Genomic DNA, 20,309 nt, shown 5'->3' with positions numbered 1-20,309 from the left:
ATTGCTGACTTTCTGTACTATTACATAAAATATCGTTAGACTATTCTTCATCTTCTTCATCAAACTCATCTTCTTCCAGCCACTCAAGATAAGAATAGTACCATTCTTCCAGCTCACCAAGTAACTCTTCTTTCTTAGCCGGATCGTTCTTGAAGAACTCATCCACGTTATCCAGTTCAGCAACGATATCAATATGACCGTTTTCCTCGTCTTCATCAACACGTTTAGCGAAGAAACGGGGTTGCTCTGTGTGGAAGATATACTCATTGTCAGGATCCGTAACAGGATCATCAGCAATCATAAACTTGGGTAACTTTGCCATATTAATATTGTTTTATTTTAACATTAGAAGTCCCTCCGGGACCAGACAAAAGTATCGATTAATCAATTACAGCCAAAACAGTTTTTACCTGTTGTATGTACTGTTACCCTATATTCACGATTATCCTGTTCAATACGCTGATCATCAGATTATATTCCGCTTCAGTGATACCGTTCAACATCCGGCCAGACCGCTCCTGTTGCATCATGCCTATCTGCTGATATGCCCCCTGTCCCTCCGCAGTGAAGACGCATTTATCCTCCGCGGAAACAGTGACCCAGCCACGATCAAGCATTGATTGTATGATCTCTCCGAATTGCTGTACAGTGACTGCCGATTTTATTTCCTGGAAAAACTCCCAGGTGATAATACTTCCCTGTTCTGCGATCTGCTGCATGATCATCCAGTGATGACGGGAGATAGAAAGATCTGCGAATTCATCATTCAGAAAAGCAGTAATACGTTTGTCTGCTTCTTTCAGATACCAGCCAATCGGCTTGTTAGCTTCCATAGTGTAGTTGTTATAATAGTAAGTAGGACCTGTTATTTAATTCTTCTGATAACTGACAGGCGTCTTACCTGTCCATCTTTTAAAAGCTCTTGTAAATGCGCTCAGTTCATTGTACCCCAGCATATAGGAAATTGTTTTGACGGGATAGCCGCCTTCTTCAAGATAGTGTATGGCCAGTGATTTCCTGACTTCATCTGCCACATCCTGGTAGCTGATTCCTTCTTCTTTTAGTTTACGTTGCAGTGTTCTTGGACTGACATTAAAATTGGCCGCGATCTCACTCAGTGACCGGATGCCAAGATAGGCATTGGTCAGCAGATACTGATGGATCTTTTCTTTCAATGAATCGCCTGCTGTGCTGTTATTTGCAGCAACGGTCTGCAGCAATGTACGTTGTATTTCATAGTTCGCGCTTAGCAGTGGTTCCATCCAATAGTGGTTGTCAAACACCAGCGCATATTCTGCTGCACTCCTCTCTATATCGCAGCGGAACACACGTGTATACTCTGTTTCCTGTTCTACGCTGTAAGGCAGGCGTACCCTTACCGGTTTTACTTTACGTAATAACAATCCGTCCAGTTCATGTACGACAAAGACCATAAACAGTTCGAGCGTCTGTCTGAATACAAACTGGTCCGTCCGTTCTGTCAAAGGTAAAAAGCGTATGATAAAGTGAGATTCGTTGTGGTCAACCGTAACACGAAAAAGGTCCGTCAGCAGGTGTGCCAATGCGGCTGCCTGTTCCACCGCCTGGCCGACGGTTTCGCTGGTCCGGATAATTTCACCGACTACCCCCAGCGCCGACAGTTGGAGGGACTCTCCGAAATGCAGTCCGAACAGCACATCATCTGCCAGCGCGCTGGCCTCCCGCCACAGATTATTCAGCTGCTGGTGACTGATCGTATCACCTTCGGTACGCTGCAACGCTGCCAGGTCTATGCCAGCCAGCCGGCATAACTGCGTAGCCGGTACATCACGTAAAGCTGCATACGCAATAAGATTCAGTACAAAACGCCTGCGCATATTCTCCATAACTTGTCGCGAGATGGTAATTGTTTGTCGCATAAAGATAATAAGCACCCCGCTTATCAGGAATAGTTTTGCAGTATACAATCATCCAAATAAAAACAAACAACATGGAAAATCAGGCAAAACAGATAGTAACACAATTTCTGACCGCCGTACAGCAGGGAGACAATCAGACACTGGCAGCCTTACTCGATCCTGCTGTAGAATGGGAGCAACCTGGTGACAACCGCTTTTCCGGCTTTAAAAAGGACATTAACGAGGTATTCCAGATGGTAGGTGGCATGTTTGCCCATACCAGTAATACCCTCGCACTTACGAAGATCAAGGATATCGCTGTCAGTGGTAACAGTGTGGCCTGCCTCATCCAATGGACAGCCGAAGGGGCAGCGGGCGCCAGACTCGACGTGGATAACATTGACGTTTATACCGTTACAGGGGGAAAAATTGTCAAGGCGAAGATCTACTCCGCCGACCTGGAACAGGAAGACCGTTTCTGGGGGAAATAAATTAATACGGTAAAGTAACTCCTTGGCACACTATTCGTTCTATAAGGCAAAAACCAGTCACATGAAACTATATTTTGCAGCTGCAGCCTTACTGACCATGTTTAGTTGTCAACAATCCGCCAATACTAATACCGTACAAACGGAAGGTAATGACAGCAGTGCTGCCACTCCGGCTGCCCCTATCGTAGCAGCAGGTCCTCAATGCTTTACCCGTATTTCCGGCAAAGACACCTCTTATCTGCAGTTTGAAACAGACAATGAAGTGATCAACGGCCAGCTGGAATACCGCATCTTTGAAAAAGACAAAAACCAGGGTGCTATCACTGGTACGATCAATAATAACATCATTGAGGCAGAATACCGCTTTATGAGTGAGGGTCAGACCAGCGTAAGGCCAGTTGTGTTCAAGCTGGAAAATAACCAGGTATTAGAGGCGATTCCGTCCTCTTTCGACAAGCAGGGTGTACCTGTGTTCGAAAAAGACCTGACGAAGCTGAAATATGAGGAAACTCCCTTCGTAAAAGGAGATTGTAAATAATCTGTTCCTTCCGGAAAAAACAGCGCCCCACGATTGAATCGTGGGGCGTTCCGTTTTTTGTAATGGTTGGTTAATAGGGCTTCAGGATAGTGCTAGATGCTATCATCGTATAAAAACGTCAACTACTTTTCCGGGTAGACCATGGGTCTGATTAAGGATATTGCCATTTTTCCCGGTGCTTATATCAAGTGTATAATAACTTCCATCTGTACCTGCGATCAGCTTGTTCACCTCATCCATCACTTTGATCATGGTTACGTCTTTACCGTCGAAATTGGCATCCAGTTGTTTGATCTCCTGGTTCAGCGGATTATAACGATAGATCTTGTCATGAGAGGTAAAATAGAATACGCCTAAAGCAGAGGATTGCCATTTGGTTTGTGCAGTTACCAGGCTGTCGCCTTTGAACTTCCTTTTGTAGGTAGTTTTAAAGCGGGAATTTCCCTCCAGGAAGTTCACACCGAACTTCAGCTCATAGGTCTGTCCGACACTGTCACAGAAGGCGTATACATCGTTTTCTGTGATCTTCTCCAGGTCGAGCAGGTCCATCTTCAGGTCTTTTGGATTGAACAGTGAGTCCTCCTGTGTATAATTGACGCCGTAGTATGTCGTACGGTCAAAACGGATGAGACGTTTCTTCACCTTATCAAAACCCAGGTAGTATACCCCTTTATCATTGCTGGTGAAGACAAGGTCCCCTGCCAGGTTATAATCACCGGAGATCGGGTTACTGAAATAGCCATAATAAGTACCGAACGGCGCTGTTTCTACTGTTCCGAAGTACAGTTTGTCATTCATAACAGCAGTCGTCGTGCCATCCAGCAGCTTCTGAAAATAAGCCGGATGTATATCCCCTGGTGGATCGTAAAAGTTCTCTTTCAGGTATTTCATACGCTTCAGATCATCCGGGCTGATCTGCACAGCAGGATTGGTGCCACCAGCACACACGATCCAGTAGGAAAGCGTCACATTCAGATAATACTGGTTACGCAATGGTACGATCTGCAAAGGGTTTGTACCCAGGTTTTCACCATTGATCGCCGGATACAGATCAGGTTTTACTGACCCATCTGGCTTAACAAAGGAAAGCTTTGCCTGTCCGCCTTCATCGGAGAGCACCAGGGTACCTGAAGTAAACTCAGTTTTACCATTAATGAAGAATTTATAGAAATACTTCATACCGGTTGTGTTGTCCATTACGGTCAGCATACAGCTGTATCTGTTGGAACCAAGACCGTACAGAATTCTCAGTGCAGGTCCATCATAATCATCTGAACGGGCTTCTGAAGGAATCTGTATCATCCAGTGACAAGTCATATCGGTTCTGCCACCAGGCAGTACGATCTTCGGTACGATGATCAGACTATCTCCTGTTAAAACAGTATATGCTGTATCCAGATTAGAGATAACCGGTTCATCAACTTTTACATAATCATAGTTCCCTTTATCCTTGAAGCAAGATGATATAAAAGGAAGCAAAGCAGCAATAAGTATATAAAAAAGTGATTTCTTCATTGTTGTAAGTTTTGCCTAGATACGTTTACCATTTTCATCCCTGAAATAATATCGGCCATCGTCCGGGTTCAGCTCCAGTTTGTACTTATTATCAGGATTTTTGCTACTGTAGAAATAGTAAAAACCGTCTGCTTCTTTTGTAATAACATAACCTTCCGTGGCAAACTGCGTTACCCAGTTGAATGGATCCAGCAGGAAGGTCTTAAAACGCCTTGTGTGATACAGGGCTTTAGGAATTGTATTGAAATCCTGCAGATTCGTACCTAACTCTGTTGCGCCTGATACCCTTATAAAAAGCTCATGTTTCACACGGGAATAATCTCCCAGTTCACCCGCCCAGGTATTCCACCAGTTTGGCTTCTCCAGTCTGTTGGAAAACTTCACAATACCTTTATTCTGCAGTTTGAAGGTGACACCGAAGTCTTTGGACGCCTTCAGGGTAAGACCGATAGTGAGGGTTTTAGACTTCAGCACTGTATCCTTATTGTAGAGGATCAATGGTACCAGACATAAACCCGAATCAGACGGCATAACATATTCTTTCTCCAGTGCCTTGAAATCCAGACCAGCTTTTGCAGTAGTACTGCTATCCACTGTTTCCAGGATAAATGTCCGCTCATGCGCAACACGGAAACCTGAAATTCTCACAGGCACATATATGGTATCTTCTCCTTTGTCAGGAAAATAAGCAAATGAATATAACAGGCTGTCTGTCTTATCATCCGGATCATCAGGTGTAAAATCAAAATAAACGTTCTCTGTTGTATCAAACAAAGGAGTTTCGTCTTTCTTGCAGGCAAACAGGACCATACAGCAAAGCACTCCGAATAAATAAATCTTTTTCATCTGGCCGTAGGTTTTTATCGGTTACCGAATTGGATTTCATCATCAGGTAAAGGGAATACGAACATTTTATTCGTAGCTGGATACTGGATACCCGCCAACCCTGTCACTGCTCTGTTAAGACGTTTATACATGTAGAAGATCTGGCCTTCACCATAGAACTCTTTACGGCTTTCCTTTACCAGTTCCGTCATGAACACATCTTTTGAACGTTCTTCCGTAATACGGGTACCGATACCTCTGTGAAGTCTTACTTCATTAAAGTAATCCCATGCCTTTGCAGGATCCGTATCAAACGTACACTCTGCCGCGATGTAATACATTTCACTCAGACGGATAGCTGGCGCCATCTGGTAGTGTATGTTCGCATCTCCGTCACGGTAGTATTTTTCAAGCTGCAAGCGGGTACCAAGGCCACCACTCTGCTCGCTGAACCATTGTTTGTAGCGGAAGTCATCTCCACCAACACCACCTGTTTCATACATATTCTGTCCTTCTGAACTGGTGACAAACAAAGCACTTTCACCATTCCTGAAACGGCTGTTCAATGCGCCGGACATATTAGGTACATACCATGCGAACAATAATTCCCTGTAGAGAATGCGGTCTTTCTTTTCATCATTCGGATTCAGGAAATCGTTCTGGCGCGTCCAGGGGAATTTATTTGAATTGATCACCTCCAGGGCATTTGCCAGCGCATTCGCTTTATCACCTTTATAGAGATATACTCTCGCCAGCTCGCCGCAAACAGCATAATAATTCAGGCGATGACGACGGTTCTGCAGGAACAAAGCACCTGTTTCCTCTGTACTGGAATCCTTCGCAGGATAACCCACTTTATAACCGGCATTCAGGATCGGATCAGATACTTTCAGCAGCGCCTTTGCTTCTGTCAGGTCCAGGATAGCAGAATCCAGTACCTGCCGTACACTTGACATAGGCGTCACCTTTTTGGAGAAATCCATTACATATGGAATAGCCAATGCATTCGGATCACTTACATAAGAAGGTCCGAACATACGCAACAGATCAAAATGCAGGTATGCTCTCAGTGCCAGCGCTTCACCTTTGATGAGTGAATACTCCTGACCGGCAAACAGCTTTTCCTGGCCTTTGATGTGATGCAGGATCAGGTTACTGTTGGCAATTCCATTATACAATGCTATCCAGGCAGCATCTCTTCTTCTCATGAAGTTTTCTTCCTCATAGTTATAGATGGAAGTCTGTTTATAAGCCTGCGGGTCCTGACTGGTGATAACATAGTTCTGCGCCAGCACATCCAGAAAACCACAGGTGATTTCCTTACCATAACTATCTTCCTGTGTACAACGGCTGTACACACCATTCAGCGCTTCTTCAAAACCGGATTGTGTACTGAATAAAGCCCCCTGCGACACCTCTGATTTCGGCGTTACATCCAGCCATTTACTGCAGGACATCAAACCGGTCGCCATCACTATTATAAGTGTATAATATTTCTTCATCTTGCTGCTTTTTAGAACTGAGTAGATAATGAGAAGGTGAATGTTCTCGCAAAAGGATAATCGATACCTCTTTCTGCATCTATAGTGGATGTTCTCCACACATCATTCATGTTCAGTGAACAACGCAGATTATTCATCCTGTAACGTTTGGCCACTGCCATCGGAACGTTGTATGCCAGATAAACAGACTTTAATTCCACGACGTTATCGCGTTGTACAAAACGGGAAGAAGTACGGGTAGAACCCTGATCTGCGATGTCTTTAAACAATGCATGGTCACCTGGCTGTTTCCACCTGGATTGCAGTACACGGCTATCCACATTATATCTTGGATCAGCATTTTCTACACGGTCCACCAGTGTCTGGTTATACAGATCACCACCACCTTTTGTATAGAATCTTACCTCAGCCACCCAGTTGCCATAATACAGGCTACCACCGAATGTACCTTCCAGTTTGGTGGTCATATCACCAACCGGCACCATATCTTTCACACTATAGGTATGTGTGTAGGTACCATCTTTCTTTACAAATATCTCTTTACCATTTTCCGGATCAATACCCATTGATCTTACGGCATAGATCGTATTCAGGGATTGTCCTTCCTGGAAACGCAGCAGCGGAACAGAATTCAGATTTGGATCACTCTCCTGTTTATCATCTACTTTATCGTTATAGCTCTTCAGCGCATTGGAGATCTTGGTGATCTTGTTTTTGTTTGTCACCAGGTTAGCAAACAGGTTGAAAGACCAGTTCTTACCTCTCAGCACATTGCTGCGGACGTTGATCTCAAAACCACGGTTGACCATTTCACCCAGGTTGGCTTTATAATCTGTAAAACCAGTTGATGGTGGTACGATGATATCCGCCAGCAGGTCTTTCGTAAGTTTATAATAATAACGTGGAGCAACATAGAAACGGCCATTGAAGAGGTCCAGTTCCATACCGGCATCATAGTTTTTAGTACGCTGCCATCTCAGGGAAGAGTTACCATACGTTCTGAAGATCGCGCCTACACCTGTAGAATACCAGTCGTTGCTGTAATACTGATAAGTGGTATTAGATAAATAAGACGGGAAGGATACATCACCCGTCAGACCTGTTGTAGCCCTCAGCGTCAGTTGTGAAATAACCTTACGTGGAATGAATTTTTCGTTGTGTACATTCCATCCCAGACCATAAGACCAGAAGGTCGCCATGCGGGAATCAGTACCAAATTTTGAAGAGCCATCCAGACGTACAGTACCGTCCATCAGGAACTTGTTTTTATAAGAATAGTTCACATAGAGGAAAGAACCGATCAGGCGGTCCTGTGTATACTCACCACCTGGAGAACCATCTTTTTCATATGTACGGGCAAATTCGATCTGAGAGAATCTGTCGTTGGAGAAACCCTGCGCAACGAAAGACTTACTGTCATTACTTCTGTCCTGAATATTTGTACCCAGTGATATGTTCAGGAAGTTAGACCTGATCTGTTTTGCATAACTCAGTGTCAGACTACCATCTGCCTGCCAGAAATCTTCATCGGCAAATGTATACTTACCACGATCTTTCAGATCGCCTCCTGTTACATTATAATATTCGTTGCTGAATGGCGAAGTAAATTTATCTGCTGTAGATCTTCTCTTTGTCAGGGAGATCTGACCTCTTAATCTTAATGCAGGATTGATGGTCCACTCTCCGGAAAATGCATCCATGAATTCCACGTACTGGTTCTTCTCCAGACTACCAGTGGTCGCTTCATACATAGGGTTCAGTACCGCATCGGTGACAGCGCCGCCATTAGCGCCACCACGATAGCTCCATTTATCAACTTCACGTAACAGTCTGCCGGTTGAATCTGTTTTTGGATAGTAAGGGTTCATTTTTACATAGTTGGAAAACTCTCTGTAAGGAGATTCTCTTCCATCCACCTGCGTGATTGACATCTGGTTTCTGAACTGTATTTTGTTCTGCACGTTGTAGGACAGAGATGCGGCAAGGCCATAACGCTTTCTGTAAGAACCTTTCATTACACCGTTATTGGACTGATAGCGCATATCCAGGCCATATTTTACAACAGGAGTACCACCTTCCAGGTATAAGGAGTGTTTGTGTCCGAGGTCTACCTGCAGCGGTTGTGACAACCAGTAGGTATTTACACCAGCGAGCACGTTTTTCTTTTTCTGATAATATTGCTGTTCCAGTTCGATCGGTGCGTCAACATTATTTGCTTCATACAGCTTTGCCAGTCGCTCATACTCCAGTTTCTCCCCTGCATTCAGCACATGATAATCGGATAGATCGGGTGCATTCACAGTCATCTCATAACCATAGTTAACTGCCAGCTTACCTTCTTTTGGCGCCTTTGTGCGGATTACCACAACACCGTTCGCTGCTCTTGAACCATAGATCGCTGTTGCCGCTGCGTCTTTAAGCAGGGTCATAGAGGCGATCCTGTTCGGATCCAGGTCGAACACTGTTTGTACATTCACCTCATAACCATCGAGGATAAAAGTAGGCTGATTGGTAACACCGGTCAGCATACTGTTTCTCGTCAGTTTGGATACATCCGCACTTGGCAATGCAGTAGTACCCCTTACATTGATATTAGGAATTCTGTTTGGATTGGAACCCAGTAAATTGTTTTCAACCAACTTAAATGAAGGGTCATATGCCTGCAAGCTGCTCAGTACATTCTGCGGATTTACTTTCTTGATATCATCAGAAGTAAGTACTGTTGCGATACCGGTAAAGCTTTCTTTCTTGATCTCATAGTAACCTGTTACTACCACATCTTTTACTGCCTGTACATCTGTCTTTAAACGTACATCCAGTTTATGCTGCCCCTTCAGCACGATTTCCTGTGCTTTGAAACCGATAAAGCTGAATACGATATGCGCATTTTCAGGTACATTCTTCAGTTCGTATTTACCATCGTTAGCAGTATGTACACCGTTGGAAGTACCTTTTACAACAACTGTTACGCCCGGTAAGGGAACGCCTGTATCATCCGTTACGAGACCGGATATATTGATAACGGCTTGTTTTTCCTGTTCTGGCGCTTCTTTTTTTTCAACCGGCGCTGCCGGTTTAGGAGCGGGAGCTGCACCTTCCTGTTTATAGACGATAAACATGTTGGCACCGGATTCCTCTGCTTCCAGTCCAAGTGGCTTCAGGAACTGATTGAGGTATTGGATAAATTTCACAGATGTTCCCTTGGCAGCAGGCGGCTCCGTCCGGATACTGCCAATCGACTGACCTACATAGTTAATACGCACCTTATACTTCGCTTCCAGAGAGACAAGGATATCTTTTAAGGTTTGTCTTCCCTTTGACTGATTCAATGCGGTCGCAGCATACAACTCCTGCTGCGGGTGGTAGTGTACATTATCTGAAGCAGCATACCCCATGGCTGGCAACAGTAACAACAGGGCAATACGATCCCCTATACACCTAAAGTAATTTCCAGGCATAAGCAATAGATTAAGGTTGGTAGGTTGAATTTTTATCGACTAAACTTCACTAGGTTGTTTTTCTCCTGATGCTGTAGTTTTGATTGTCCTTCTTTTCGATAACCACATGTAAGGACCGTGACAGTGTTCTGAAAAATATTTCTACATCTGACATTGGTATGCTACCTGTAAATAACTCCTTCTGTAGTTCCTGCTCTTCTATCTTAATGTTGATCCCTAAGTTCTCGTTTAATACCTCGGCTACTTCCGCAATAGTTGCTTCATTGAAGACAAACATATTGTCGAGCCATGCATTATAATCTGCCGGATTGACCGTCCGGCGTGACAACTGATTAGTTTTGGTTGAAAAAGTCACCATTTCACCGGGCTTCATGCTCAGGTCCTGTTGTCCTTTGCCATTCAGCTTCAGTTTTACGGCGCCGCTATTAAGTACCACACGTGTCATAATACGTCTGGTGCTGACATTAAATGCTGTTCCGATCACCTGTACATCCACATCGGAAGTATGTACGGCAAATGGTGCATTGTGGCTTTCGTGGAGAACGGTAAAAAAGCCTTCTCCATCTATCCATACTTCACGTTTACCATCGCTACCCATGCTGAATCTGAGCTTTGAATTGGCGTTCAGTGTTACAACAGAGCTATCTGGCAACGTGATCTTTCTGGTTTCACCATAGGGGGTGATGTAGCTGACCAGGACTGGTTCTTTCTTATGCATGAAATACCAGGAAGCAGCAGTCACCGCCAATACACCGGCAAATGCCGCTGCATAGCGCCAGGCGACGAAAATCCGCCTTTTCTCAGGTACCTGTTGGATGGAATAAGCAACACGGCTCCAGACTTCCGCCTGGTCTTCCGCAGTAGGTATATGCTCTTCCGGTCCGATCATCAGCAATACATCCCGTGCCTCTTCTACGGTAACGCGGCGATCAGGATTGTCACGCAGCCAGATTTCCCAAAAGGCATTTGTTTCGTGATCCGGATCTGTGATCCATTTCCGAAACATTCCATCATGTAGAAACTCCCTTACTGTGTAATCTTTATAATCCATAATCAGCGTTGTTCCTGATAGGCTTTAAATACATAAAGCAGTGAAATCAAAAAATCTTAGCGTCTTTTTCAACTTTTTTTTAAAAAAACTATAATTTCTTTAGAAACCTTTGGGTCGATACCCCGAAATGACCAATAAAGTCAATAATTCACCACTGTGGCTCTTGAGATAATTCAATGCTTTCGATAATAATACATATGTAGAATTAACGCTCAGTGACATAATTTCGGCCGTCTCCTGTGTAGAAAGCCCTTCATAATAACGGAGGTACAGGATCTCCTTCTGTCGTTTTGGTAACTGATCGATCACTTTCGCCAGTTTAAGGTTGCGCTCGTTATTAGTTTGTTCATTGATCAGCCGTTCCTCGTAGGAAGGCATGTGTGATTCCTGTGCGGCAGGCTGCTGCCGGAACAGGTTAAAAAGCCCTTCTGCCTTGCTATGTTTGACAATATTCCGCTTGAGGCTGGCAAAAAGGTAGAATTTGATGCTGTCGGTCACAGAGAGCTGTTGACGACTATGCCATAGGGAAGTAAAAAGATCGTGTATACAATCCTTCACCAGGCCGCTATCAGCCTGTATTTTCATTCCATACTTGTAGAGTGATGTGAACCATGTATCGTAAATGAAAGCCAGTGCGCCTTCATCGCTATCTATCAGCCTGCTCCAGAGCTCCTGATCTGAAAGGTTCTTATACCAGATCTCCTCCAACTATTACCGTTTACCGTTAAAATTAAAATATACTATACATATGGTGGCAGTCTAAAAATATGGAAGATGTTGCTGGCATCAAAATTGAATAATAATATTCATAGTGACTTTACACAACTTTTAAAATCTATTGTTATGATCTCGAGAACATTGCGCATCGGATTTGTTGCTGTTTCAGTAACAGTTGCCGCCCTTCTTACCAGCCATACCAGCATGGCCCAGGGCGTAGACAGCACTGCCAAGAAAATCGGTAATAAAACCGCTTCTGTGGCTGTAAAAGGAGCGATGAAGATTACCGATAAAACATATAAAGGAAAAGAAGGTCCGGGGGGACAGACTGTCTATATAGATAAAAAAGACAGGAAATACTACGTGGACGAAAAGGGTAAAAAGGTCTATCTGAAACCTTCTGAGATCCGTGATAAGCAGGAGAACTAACACGACAAAAAATAAAAAGGGACGCTATTACAGCGTCCCTTTTTTATATAATTCATTTATAATCAATCCATTTCACTCAATTCCATCCAACGCATCCCCTTATCATCCAGTAACTGTATGATCTCTCCGACGCGGCGTGACAGCGGTTCCAGTTGCTCGTAAGGCAGCGTACCGGCTCCCATTTGCTCATCGATATTCTTTTTCTCTTCCTCCAGAGAGGCTATTTCCTTTTCCAGCAATTCCAGCTCACGTTTCTCCTTAAAAGACATTTTCTTAGCAGGCGCAGCAGGTTGCGGCGCTTCTACTACCGGCTGGGCAGCCACCTTTGGCTCATTACGGCTTTCTTCTTTGCCTTTTTCATTCTGTTCCTTTTCCCAGTCTCTGTACTGGCTGTAGTTGCCCGGAAAGTCACGTACCACACCTGCTCCTTCAAACACAAAAAGGTGATCTACCAGTTTATCCATGAAATACCTGTCGTGCGTTACAATGATAATGCACCCCTGGTAAGACAATAGGAAGTCTTCCAGGATACTCAGTGTTGGCAGATCAAGGTCATTGGTCGGCTCATCGAGTATCAGGAAGTTCGGATTACGGAAAAGAATACTGAGCAGGTGTAGCCTTCTTTTCTCACCACCACTCAGCTTGGAGATATAAGTATATTGTTTTTCAGGCGTAAACAGGAATAATTGCAGGAATTGTGCTGCACTTACTTTGGTACCGTCTGCCAGTGGGAAGTTCTCAGCAATGTTCTTTACAAACTCGATGACGCGCATATCTTCCTTAATAATAAGACCACGCTGGTCGTAATTACCAAAGATCACGGTCTCCCCGGTATTGATCTTACCGGAATCCGGTTCCTCAAGCCCCTGCAGCATATTCAGAAAAGTGGACTTTCCGACACCGTTCTTACCGACAACACCCACTCTTTCTCCTTTCTTAAAGGTATAATCAAACCCCTGTATGATCTTCAGATCGCCGAAAGACTTATAGACTTTCTTCAGTTCAATGATCTTTCCTCCCAGGCGGCTCATTTTCACATTCAGCTCCAGTTGCTGTTTCTCCAGACGTACGCTCGCCTTTTCCTTTACTTCTTCAAAGGCGTCAATTCTGGACTTGGACTTGGTGGTACGGGCCTTGGGTTGCTTACGCATCCATTCCAGCTCTTTCCTGAAGGTATTGCGGGCTTTTTCCACACTGGCGCGATCGCTTTCCTCACGGGCAGCTTTCTTTTCCAGGTAATTTTCGTAGTCTCCTTTATAAATGAACAGTTGTTGCTGGTCCAGTTCCATGACTTCATTACATACACTGTCCAGGAAATAACGGTCGTGCGTTACCAGCAGCAAAGTCACATTTTCCTGATCCAGGTAATTTTCCAGCCACTCGATCATGTTGATATCCAGGTGGTTGGTAGGTTCATCCATGATCAGGAGCGTATGGCGATGTTCGAACCCGATGTCAATCAGCACTTTAGCCAAAGCGACACGTTTCAGCTGTCCACCGGACAGGCTACCCATGCGTTGATCCAGGTGATGGATATTCAGTTTACCAAGGATCTGCTTCACTTTGGAGTCAAAATGCCAGGCATTCAGTTCGTCCATGCGCTCAATAGCAGCTGTGAGTTTGTCCAGGTCAGGTTCTGTCTCCTCGTCATCTGTCAGGAGTTCATAGTCTCTTATAGCGGCCAGAACAGGGTTTGACTGAGAAAATATATTCGCAGAGATCGTTTTCTGTGGATCAAAAGCAGATTGCTGCTCCAGCATTACCACTGTTACATCTTTATGTATCCAGACTGTTCCGGCATCAGGAGACTCCTGTCCGCACAGAATGCGTAATAAAGTGGATTTACCGGCGCCATTTAAAGCCACCAGGGCAATCTTGTCCCCTTCCTCAATGTGAAAAGAAATATCCTTGAAAAGCGGCCCTGCGCCGTAAGATTTCGTGAGTCCTTCAACCGTAACGTAATGCATGGCGCGAAGTTAGTAAAATGTAGGCACGCCTGACAGCCGGAATAAAAAAAGCCTCCCGGTATCCCGGGAGGCTTATATAGCTTTTTCAGCAAACTAAAGATCGTAGTACAGCTGACGGAAAGCACTTCTCAATCCAAACTGGAAGATCAGTTCTTTCTTATCCCAGTTGTTGTTGCTTTCCTTCCTGGCAGTCACAGATGCTTCCACACGAAGGTTATATTTCGGGTTCAGCAGGTAAGCTGCTGTTCCCTGCACATACAGGAAATTAGTCTTAAGACCCTGACCGATATGATTACCATAATCTACTGTACGGGTGAAATAAGACTTATTGATGTCCTTACCATAGTTTACACCGGCAGTATCAAGTCCATATTTCGCAACAGTGACCTGTCCACGCAGGAAGATCCTTTTATATCTGAAATCTGCAATATTCACCCACTCCACGAAGTTAGCTCCCATAGGGTGTGCCAGTGGCTGGTTATAATGCCCGTAGTTATTAAGTGTACTACGCTGAGAATAGGTGTAAGGCCTTGCTGCGTTCACCTCTGTCAGGAAGTTCAGGTTTTTTACTTTAAACAGGTCGTTTGAACGGAAACCAAACTGGCCACCGAATTTATTACCCCACCAGCCTTTACCACCAGTGATCTGGTCCAGTTTAAACTCATCCAGGATAAACTGACCGTAGAAGGTACTGTTGTTGGAGATAGCATATTTCGCATTCAGACCCAAAAGTGCGTTATCCGGAGAACCTACGGAGAACTCCACAGGACGCAGGAATACAATTGGGTTCAGATAGCTGGCATCAAAACCGCGTTTACCGGTGGAATCGGAATCCTGCCAGATCACAGCTTCAAATAAGCCAATGGAGATCTTCTTGCTGATATTCCAGTCCAGGTAATTGAATACGCCCCACTTCTTACGGTATCCATTGTCGTAAGAGGCTTTGGGATATTGCATATCAATAAACTGCGCCCACATAGTGGTATACTGCACCTTACCTACGTTTGCGATGATCTTCAGGAAAGGATAGTTGAAAGCCGCGTCAGACAAGAGCATGGAACGATAACCGTCACCAATGAAATTCTTATCATAGCCCAACTGGAAATCAAAGTGTTTGCCTGCTTTATAATTGATCAGGGCTGAAGCATAAGCATAGTCAAACTTATCACCTTTATAGGCTTTCCATTCGCCCTGGCCCGGCACAATCCTGTTCTCACGTCCATAGGCATCCAGGTACGCAGGCATTTTTGCCTGGTTTTCATAAAATTCAGAACGGAAAGTGAGGTTCTTACCGATGGTACCTCCGATAACAAAACCACGGGTATTCACCCATACGGTTCCATTATCTCCGCTGTGCCCTACGATCAGATCGGGCAGGATGCTACCATAAAAGTTGTAATCATCACCTTTTACTTCCAGCAAATGCTCTCTGAATAATTTCCGGTATAACCAGCTTTGTTTACGGGTCGTATCTCCGGTGGGGAGATCAAAAGTTGGTTCAATTGAATAATCTCTTTGAGAAGAGTGGTAGCCATTACTGTCTGAAGTGGACTTATAAAATCCCAGAGAATACTGACGGCCGATACTTTGTGCGCGAACGGTAGAGCTCAATGAAATTCCTAAGCAAACCAGAACAAACACGGGGGTAATACATTTCTTGAACATAAGGAATAATTTGCTTGCCTGCTACAAATATAAGCGATTAGAGTTGGTACAATAGTACTTTATTCTGTAATACTACAGATTTATGGCATATTTCACGCTAAAGGAACACTTTTCCCTCACTATATGCTCGACTAAGGGTGGAAAACGAAATCTTATAATACGTTTTCCCGAACAGCTGCGTATACGGAAGTAATACCTTCCTCGAGTCCGATTTTCGCTTTCCATCCAAGTTTATGCAGCTTACTTACGTCCATAAGCTTACGTGGAGTACCATCTGGTTTAGTTGTATCAAATGACAGGTTACCTTCATAGCCGGTTATTTTCTTCACCAGCAGTGCCAGGTCTTTGATACTGATATCTTCTCCCACTCCAATATTTACCAGGCCATCTTCATTATAATGCTGCATCAGGAAGAAGCAGGCATCTGCCATATCATCGGCATGCAAAAATTCTCTCAGGGGGGTGCCTGTGCCCCATATCACTACCTCTTCCGCATTGTTTTTCTTTGCCTCGTGAAACTTGCGTAACAGGGCTGGCAATACGTGGGAGTTTTTAAGATCATAGTTATCGTTGGGCCCATAAAGATTTGTCGGCATCACAGATACGAAGTTGCATCCATACTGGGCACGGTAAGCATCGCACATCTTAATACCGGCTATCTTGGCGATCGCATAAGGCTCATTTGTCGGCTCAAGCAGTCCAGTCAGCAAATAATCCTCTTTAAGTGGCTGTGGCGCCAGTTTGGGATATATGCAGGACGACCCCAGGAACATGAGTTTATTGACGCCATTCAGATAGGCATGATGAATAACATTATTTTGAATCATAATGTTCTCATATATAAATTCAGCCCGGAAAGTATTATTGGCAACAATCCCACCTACTTTAGCGGCAGCCAGGAAAACATAGGCCGGGCGCTCTGCAGCAAAGAAAGCAGCAGTAGCCTCCTGATTACGGAGATCCAGTTCAGCAGAACTACGGGTCACAATATTTGTAAACCCCGCTTGCTGTAATCTTCTGACAATAGCAGAACCGACCATGCCTCTATGCCCTGCTACATAAATCTTATCCTGTTGCTCCATGAGCGTTTATTCGTATTGATTAAAGATTTTAAACCCGGCCTCTTTCAACAGCTTTTCTCTGCGGAACAATTCAAGGTCTGCCGCCACCATTTCACTTACGAGTGCACGCAGGTCATATTTTGGTGTCCAGCCCAGTTTCGTTTGTGCTTTTGACGGATCACCAATTAAAAGGTCCACTTCCGTAGGTCTGAAATATCGCGGGTCAATGGCGACAACTTCCTGACCAGGTGTCAGGGCCGTTATATGTGCAGCTGTACTTTTCACGATTCCTTTTTCATCTATGCCTGCTCCTCTGAATTCAACTTCAACACCCGCCTCGGCAAAGGCCATTCTGATAAAATCTCTTACCGGTGTAGTGATACCTGTTGCAATAACATAATCTTCTGCCTTTTCCTGCTGCAATATCAGCCACATCGCTTCTACATAGTCCTTTGCGTGGCCCCAGTCGCGTTGTGCGTTCAGATTACCCATGTACAGTTTATCCTGCATACCTAAAGCGATCTGCGCGACACCACGGGTAATCTTACGGGTGACGAAGGTTTCCCCTCTCAGCGGACTTTCATGATTAAAAAGGATCCCATTGCAGGCATACATATTATACGCCTCCCTGTAGTTAACTGTGATCCAGTAAGCGTACAGCTTAGCAACAGCATAAGGAGAACGTGGATAAAAAGGGGTTTGTTCTGATTGCGGCACTTCCTGCACCAGTCCGTAAAGTTCAGACGTGGACGCCTGATAGATCTTTGTTTTCTGTGTAAGTCCCAGCAACCTGATTGCCTCCAGTATCCTGAGTGTGCCGATACCATCTGCATTCGCTGTATATTCAGGTGTCTCAAAGCTCACCTGCACATGACTCATGGCGCCCAGATTATATATTTCATCAGGTTGCACCTGCTGAATAATGCGAATCAGGTTGGTTGAATCTGTCAAGTCGCCGTAATGCAGTTTAAACCTCACGTCAGGGTCCTGTGGATTCTGATACAGATGGTCGATACGATCCGTATTAAACAATGAGCTCCGACGCTTAATACCATGGACATCATATCCCTGGTTTAGCAGCAATTCGCTAAGATAAGCTCCATCCTGGCCAGTTATACCAGTTATTAAAGCTGTCTTCATGGGGTCTACGTTTTAATATTATGTTTAACGCCGATCGTCGGCCACAATAGCACTCAGTGTCCTGGCAAGTCCCTCTTTCAGTGAAACTGCCGGTTTATAACCATGTTTTATGATTGTTGTATTTGAGAATTGAGTAGTGGCACAGAACTTCTTGACCCTTACAGCACTTATAGGGAACTTCTTACGTGTGATTGTAGAAAGGATGTCAAAGGAAATACCAGCCATATATCCTACAGGATAAGGTATCCGGATGCCTGGCAGTTTTTTGTTCAATGATTCTTCTGCTACTTTCACGAGCTCATTCATGGACAGGTCAGGTTTATCCGCATAGTTGAATACGTTATAACCTGAAACGTTCTTTATGGCATATCTGATAAGTCCGGTGATATTGTCTACATAAGCCATTGACTTTTTATTCTCACCTTTTCCGATCATCACAAACTTGCCGGTTGCGATCTGTTTAAGGAGGTTGTAAACATTCCCTCTGTTACCCGGGCCAAATACTACTGTCGGACGAATGATAACAAGTGAGCGGTTTGCCGGATCCTTTTCATACCATGCTCTCAATACTTCCTCTGCGGCCCATTTACTTTTACCATAGTGATTGAACGGGTCCGCCGGATGGTCTTCGGAAGGATCGTTTTTATCTAATCCATATATTGCCACTGAACTTGTAAAGATGATCTTATTGAGCCCTTTTGCCTCCATGACATCCAGCACGTTCTGTGTGCCCGTTACGTTAACATCATAATACAGACTGGTTGGAGAAACGTCATCTCTATGCTCGGCAGCCAGCAGCACAACCCAATCGTCTCCATTACCCTGGCCTATATTCGCAGTAATTTGTTCTTTATTACGAATATCTGTGATGACGGTTGTATCCGGATAGGTAGCAGAACTTTGCTTATCAAGATTTTTGAAGGTGACATTCTCCTGTTTGAGTTCCTTGCTAAGAACAGTTCCAATAAAGCCTGAAGCTCCAATTAGATAAATCATTGATTATGTGTTATTTCTTAATTAACGAGCGGTATAAATCTATAAAAAAAGCAGCTCTTTCTGCTAAATTAAAGTTCTTATCGAAAAAGGGTTTCATCGACTGTTGATATAAGGGAAAGCTTGTTTTCAACAACTGTAAAGCATTGGTAACGGATGCAACATTGTTTTCTACCAGCAGATCTCCATTCTCCACCAGTTCTTTACAACCGCCTACATTACTCAATATCGATGGCATCCCTGCAGAGATAGCCTCCAGTGCTGACATTGGTAATCCTTCACTATCTGAAAGCAGGATAAAGGCATGGTAGCTGTTAAAGTCGTTGAAGTTTTTGACCTCTCCGTGCAGGATAATATTGTCAATGTTCCTGGCCTTCACCTCCGCCTGAACGGCTGAAAACTCCGGACCATCCCCAAAGATATGCACGTCAATATAGTCCAGTTGACTGGCAGTATCCAGGAGCAGGTCCATTCTTTTAGGATGGGCAAACCTTGCCAGCGCCAGTAACCGGAGTTTTCCCCCATCGTAGGTAAGTGGCTGCTTACTGGTTTTCACAGGAAATATATTATTTCTGAGCAAGACCAACCTGTGTTCAGCAATACCTATTTTTTCTCTTGCGATCCTATAATCGGCTTCCGATACACATAACACTTTTCCCTGCACAAAAGCCAGCCATTTTTCAATTCTATTTAGCAGAAAGGCTAGTTTGCCCCCGTTATAAACAGATGACCAGCCATGTGAAACATATATGGCCGGAATACCACACCAGAGTGCCGACAATCTGCCATATAAGCCACCATTTGCACTGTTACAGACAATAAGATCGATTTTATTCTTTTTGATAAACTTAGTCAGTGCAATCAGAAAACCTGGAGAAAGACGACTCTCAATACGGTTATCAAATAATATGTCTGCGGCATAACTTCCGGTCTGCTCACTCAGCCAGCCCGGCATATTCGTAGCCAGATAGACATGTGCCGCATCCCTGCATATATCCATTTGTTCCTTCACATATTTCTGTGCACCACCAACTTCACTTTTAGTAATCAGAAAGAGAATCTTAAACTTATCGGTCATTA

General features: G+C 44.2%; 18 protein-coding genes. 3 read left to right on the top strand and 15 right to left on the bottom strand.

From position 1 onward, the window contains the following. Nucleotides 1-40 precede the first annotated feature (40 nt). The 3 genes from BMZ72_RS18970 to BMZ72_RS18960 all read right to left on the bottom strand — a co-directional run bounded on the left by BMZ72_RS18970 (nt 41) and on the right by BMZ72_RS18960 (nt 1,898). A complete protein-coding gene (locus tag BMZ72_RS18970) occupies nt 41-322 on the bottom strand; it encodes a hypothetical protein (protein WP_089811110.1) in 282 nt (93 codons plus the stop codon). A gap of 103 nt (nt 323-425) precedes the next feature. Further along, the gene (locus BMZ72_RS18965; RefSeq protein WP_089811108.1) at nt 426-833 is read right to left on the bottom strand and encodes a MarR family winged helix-turn-helix transcriptional regulator; all 408 of its coding nucleotides are present in this window, start codon (nt 831-833) and stop codon (nt 426-428) included. Between the two features lie 36 nt (nt 834-869). After that, on the bottom strand, nt 870-1,898 hold the full coding sequence (locus tag BMZ72_RS18960; RefSeq protein WP_255373235.1) for an AraC family transcriptional regulator: 1,029 nt from the start codon (nt 1,896-1,898) through the stop codon (nt 870-872). Nucleotides 1,899-1,969: 71 nt separating this feature from the next. Between BMZ72_RS18960 and BMZ72_RS18955 the strand changes: the two genes are divergently transcribed. Next, nucleotides 1,970-2,368, top strand: a complete 399-nt coding sequence (locus BMZ72_RS18955) for a nuclear transport factor 2 family protein (protein ID WP_089811104.1) — start codon at nt 1,970-1,972, stop codon at nt 2,366-2,368. A gap of 61 nt (nt 2,369-2,429) precedes the next feature. Continuing rightward, nucleotides 2,430-2,906, top strand: a complete 477-nt coding sequence (locus BMZ72_RS18950) for a hypothetical protein (RefSeq protein ID WP_089811102.1) — start codon at nt 2,430-2,432, stop codon at nt 2,904-2,906. A 102-nt stretch (nt 2,907-3,008) separates the two neighbouring features. Here BMZ72_RS18950 and BMZ72_RS18945 read toward each other — a convergent pair whose 3' ends face one another. The 6 genes from BMZ72_RS18945 to BMZ72_RS18920 form a co-directional block, all read right to left on the bottom strand. Then, on the bottom strand, nt 3,009-4,421 hold the full coding sequence (locus BMZ72_RS18945; protein ID WP_089811100.1) for a PKD-like family lipoprotein: 1,413 nt from the start codon (nt 4,419-4,421) through the stop codon (nt 3,009-3,011). A gap of 15 nt (nt 4,422-4,436) precedes the next feature. Further along, nucleotides 4,437-5,267 carry a DUF4843 domain-containing protein gene (locus BMZ72_RS18940; protein ID WP_089811099.1) on the bottom strand — a complete coding sequence of 277 codons (831 nt, stop codon included), beginning with the start codon at nt 5,265-5,267 and terminating at the stop codon, nt 4,437-4,439. A 14-nt stretch (nt 5,268-5,281) separates the two neighbouring features. Next, nucleotides 5,282-6,748 (bottom strand): RagB/SusD family nutrient uptake outer membrane protein, encoded by a 1,467-nt coding sequence (locus BMZ72_RS18935; protein ID WP_089811097.1) that lies wholly within the window; start codon nt 6,746-6,748, stop codon nt 5,282-5,284. 11 nt (nt 6,749-6,759) lie between these two features. After that, the gene (locus BMZ72_RS18930) at nt 6,760-10,206 is read right to left on the bottom strand and encodes a SusC/RagA family TonB-linked outer membrane protein (protein ID WP_089811095.1); all 3,447 of its coding nucleotides are present in this window, start codon (nt 10,204-10,206) and stop codon (nt 6,760-6,762) included. Between the two features lie 49 nt (nt 10,207-10,255). Beyond that, nucleotides 10,256-11,257: a FecR family protein gene (locus tag BMZ72_RS18925; RefSeq protein ID WP_089811093.1), complete on the bottom strand. Its 1,002-nt coding sequence runs from the start codon at nt 11,255-11,257 to the stop codon at nt 10,256-10,258. Nucleotides 11,258-11,356: 99 nt separating this feature from the next. Continuing rightward, complete coding sequence (locus BMZ72_RS18920) at nt 11,357-11,965, bottom strand: RNA polymerase sigma factor (RefSeq protein ID WP_089811091.1); 609 nt, start codon at nt 11,963-11,965, stop codon at nt 11,357-11,359. Between the two features lie 135 nt (nt 11,966-12,100). On the opposite strand from BMZ72_RS18920, the gene BMZ72_RS18915 reads away from it, so the two are divergent. Further along, the gene (locus tag BMZ72_RS18915) at nt 12,101-12,403 is read left to right on the top strand and encodes a hypothetical protein (RefSeq protein WP_143087726.1); all 303 of its coding nucleotides are present in this window, start codon (nt 12,101-12,103) and stop codon (nt 12,401-12,403) included. Nucleotides 12,404-12,465: 62 nt separating this feature from the next. Here BMZ72_RS18915 and BMZ72_RS18910 read toward each other — a convergent pair whose 3' ends face one another. The 6 genes from BMZ72_RS18910 to BMZ72_RS18885 all read right to left on the bottom strand — a co-directional run bounded on the left by BMZ72_RS18910 (nt 12,466) and on the right by BMZ72_RS18885 (nt 20,307). Then, nucleotides 12,466-14,370 (bottom strand): ABC-F family ATP-binding cassette domain-containing protein, encoded by a 1,905-nt coding sequence (locus BMZ72_RS18910; protein ID WP_089811087.1) that lies wholly within the window; start codon nt 14,368-14,370, stop codon nt 12,466-12,468. Nucleotides 14,371-14,463: 93 nt separating this feature from the next. Then, nucleotides 14,464-16,035: a hypothetical protein gene (locus tag BMZ72_RS18905; RefSeq protein ID WP_089811085.1), complete on the bottom strand. Its 1,572-nt coding sequence runs from the start codon at nt 16,033-16,035 to the stop codon at nt 14,464-14,466. A 152-nt stretch (nt 16,036-16,187) separates the two neighbouring features. Beyond that, nucleotides 16,188-17,117, bottom strand: coding sequence for a GDP-L-fucose synthase (locus BMZ72_RS18900; protein ID WP_089811083.1), 930 nt, complete (start codon nt 17,115-17,117; stop codon nt 16,188-16,190). Between the two features lie 6 nt (nt 17,118-17,123). Next, nucleotides 17,124-18,236, bottom strand: coding sequence for a GDP-mannose 4,6-dehydratase (gmd, locus tag BMZ72_RS18895; RefSeq protein ID WP_089811082.1), 1,113 nt, complete (start codon nt 18,234-18,236; stop codon nt 17,124-17,126). A 24-nt stretch (nt 18,237-18,260) separates the two neighbouring features. Further along, nucleotides 18,261-19,232 carry an NAD-dependent epimerase/dehydratase family protein gene (locus BMZ72_RS18890; protein WP_089811080.1) on the bottom strand — a complete coding sequence of 324 codons (972 nt, stop codon included), beginning with the start codon at nt 19,230-19,232 and terminating at the stop codon, nt 18,261-18,263. 10 nt (nt 19,233-19,242) lie between these two features. Further along, nucleotides 19,243-20,307, bottom strand: coding sequence for a glycosyltransferase (locus BMZ72_RS18885; protein WP_089811078.1), 1,065 nt, complete (start codon nt 20,305-20,307; stop codon nt 19,243-19,245). Between the last annotated feature and the right edge of the window lie 2 nt (nt 20,308-20,309).

It is taken from the genome of Chitinophaga sp. YR627, from assembly GCF_900114995.1.
Taxonomy (GTDB): Bacteria; Bacteroidota; Bacteroidia; order Chitinophagales; family Chitinophagaceae; genus Chitinophaga.
Note: the sequence above shows the minus strand (reverse complement) of the source record. Positions and strands in the feature narration are given on the sequence as shown.

Excerpts from the sequence above, each read along its gene's own strand:
- gmd (WP_089811082.1), bottom strand. The coding sequence starts at position 18,236 with ATGAAGACAGCTTTAATAACTGGTATAACTGGCCAGGATGGAGCTTAT.
- BMZ72_RS18955 (WP_089811104.1), top strand. The coding sequence starts at position 1,970 with ATGGAAAATCAGGCAAAACAGATAGTAACACAATTTCTGACCGCCGTA.
- BMZ72_RS18915 (WP_143087726.1), top strand. The coding sequence starts at position 12,101 with ATGATCTCGAGAACATTGCGCATCGGATTTGTTGCTGTTTCAGTAACA.
- BMZ72_RS18925 (WP_089811093.1), bottom strand. The coding sequence starts at position 11,257 with ATGGATTATAAAGATTACACAGTAAGGGAGTTTCTACATGATGGAATG.
- BMZ72_RS18945 (WP_089811100.1), bottom strand. The coding sequence starts at position 4,421 with ATGAAGAAATCACTTTTTTATATACTTATTGCTGCTTTGCTTCCTTTT.
- BMZ72_RS18885 (WP_089811078.1), bottom strand. The coding sequence starts at position 20,307 with ATGACCGATAAGTTTAAGATTCTCTTTCTGATTACTAAAAGTGAAGTT.
- BMZ72_RS18930 (WP_089811095.1), bottom strand. The coding sequence starts at position 10,206 with ATGCCTGGAAATTACTTTAGGTGTATAGGGGATCGTATTGCCCTGTTG.
- BMZ72_RS18960 (WP_255373235.1), bottom strand. The coding sequence starts at position 1,898 with ATGCGACAAACAATTACCATCTCGCGACAAGTTATGGAGAATATGCGC.
- BMZ72_RS18970 (WP_089811110.1), bottom strand. The coding sequence starts at position 322 with ATGGCAAAGTTACCCAAGTTTATGATTGCTGATGATCCTGTTACGGAT.
- BMZ72_RS18905 (WP_089811085.1), bottom strand. The coding sequence starts at position 16,035 with ATGTTCAAGAAATGTATTACCCCCGTGTTTGTTCTGGTTTGCTTAGGA.
- BMZ72_RS18950 (WP_089811102.1), top strand. The coding sequence starts at position 2,430 with ATGAAACTATATTTTGCAGCTGCAGCCTTACTGACCATGTTTAGTTGT.
- BMZ72_RS18940 (WP_089811099.1), bottom strand. The coding sequence starts at position 5,267 with ATGAAAAAGATTTATTTATTCGGAGTGCTTTGCTGTATGGTCCTGTTT.
- BMZ72_RS18935 (WP_089811097.1), bottom strand. The coding sequence starts at position 6,748 with ATGAAGAAATATTATACACTTATAATAGTGATGGCGACCGGTTTGATG.
- BMZ72_RS18965 (WP_089811108.1), bottom strand. The coding sequence starts at position 833 with ATGGAAGCTAACAAGCCGATTGGCTGGTATCTGAAAGAAGCAGACAAA.
- BMZ72_RS18910 (WP_089811087.1), bottom strand. The coding sequence starts at position 14,370 with ATGCATTACGTTACGGTTGAAGGACTCACGAAATCTTACGGCGCAGGG.
- BMZ72_RS18900 (WP_089811083.1), bottom strand. The coding sequence starts at position 17,117 with ATGGAGCAACAGGATAAGATTTATGTAGCAGGGCATAGAGGCATGGTC.
- BMZ72_RS18890 (WP_089811080.1), bottom strand. The coding sequence starts at position 19,232 with ATGATTTATCTAATTGGAGCTTCAGGCTTTATTGGAACTGTTCTTAGC.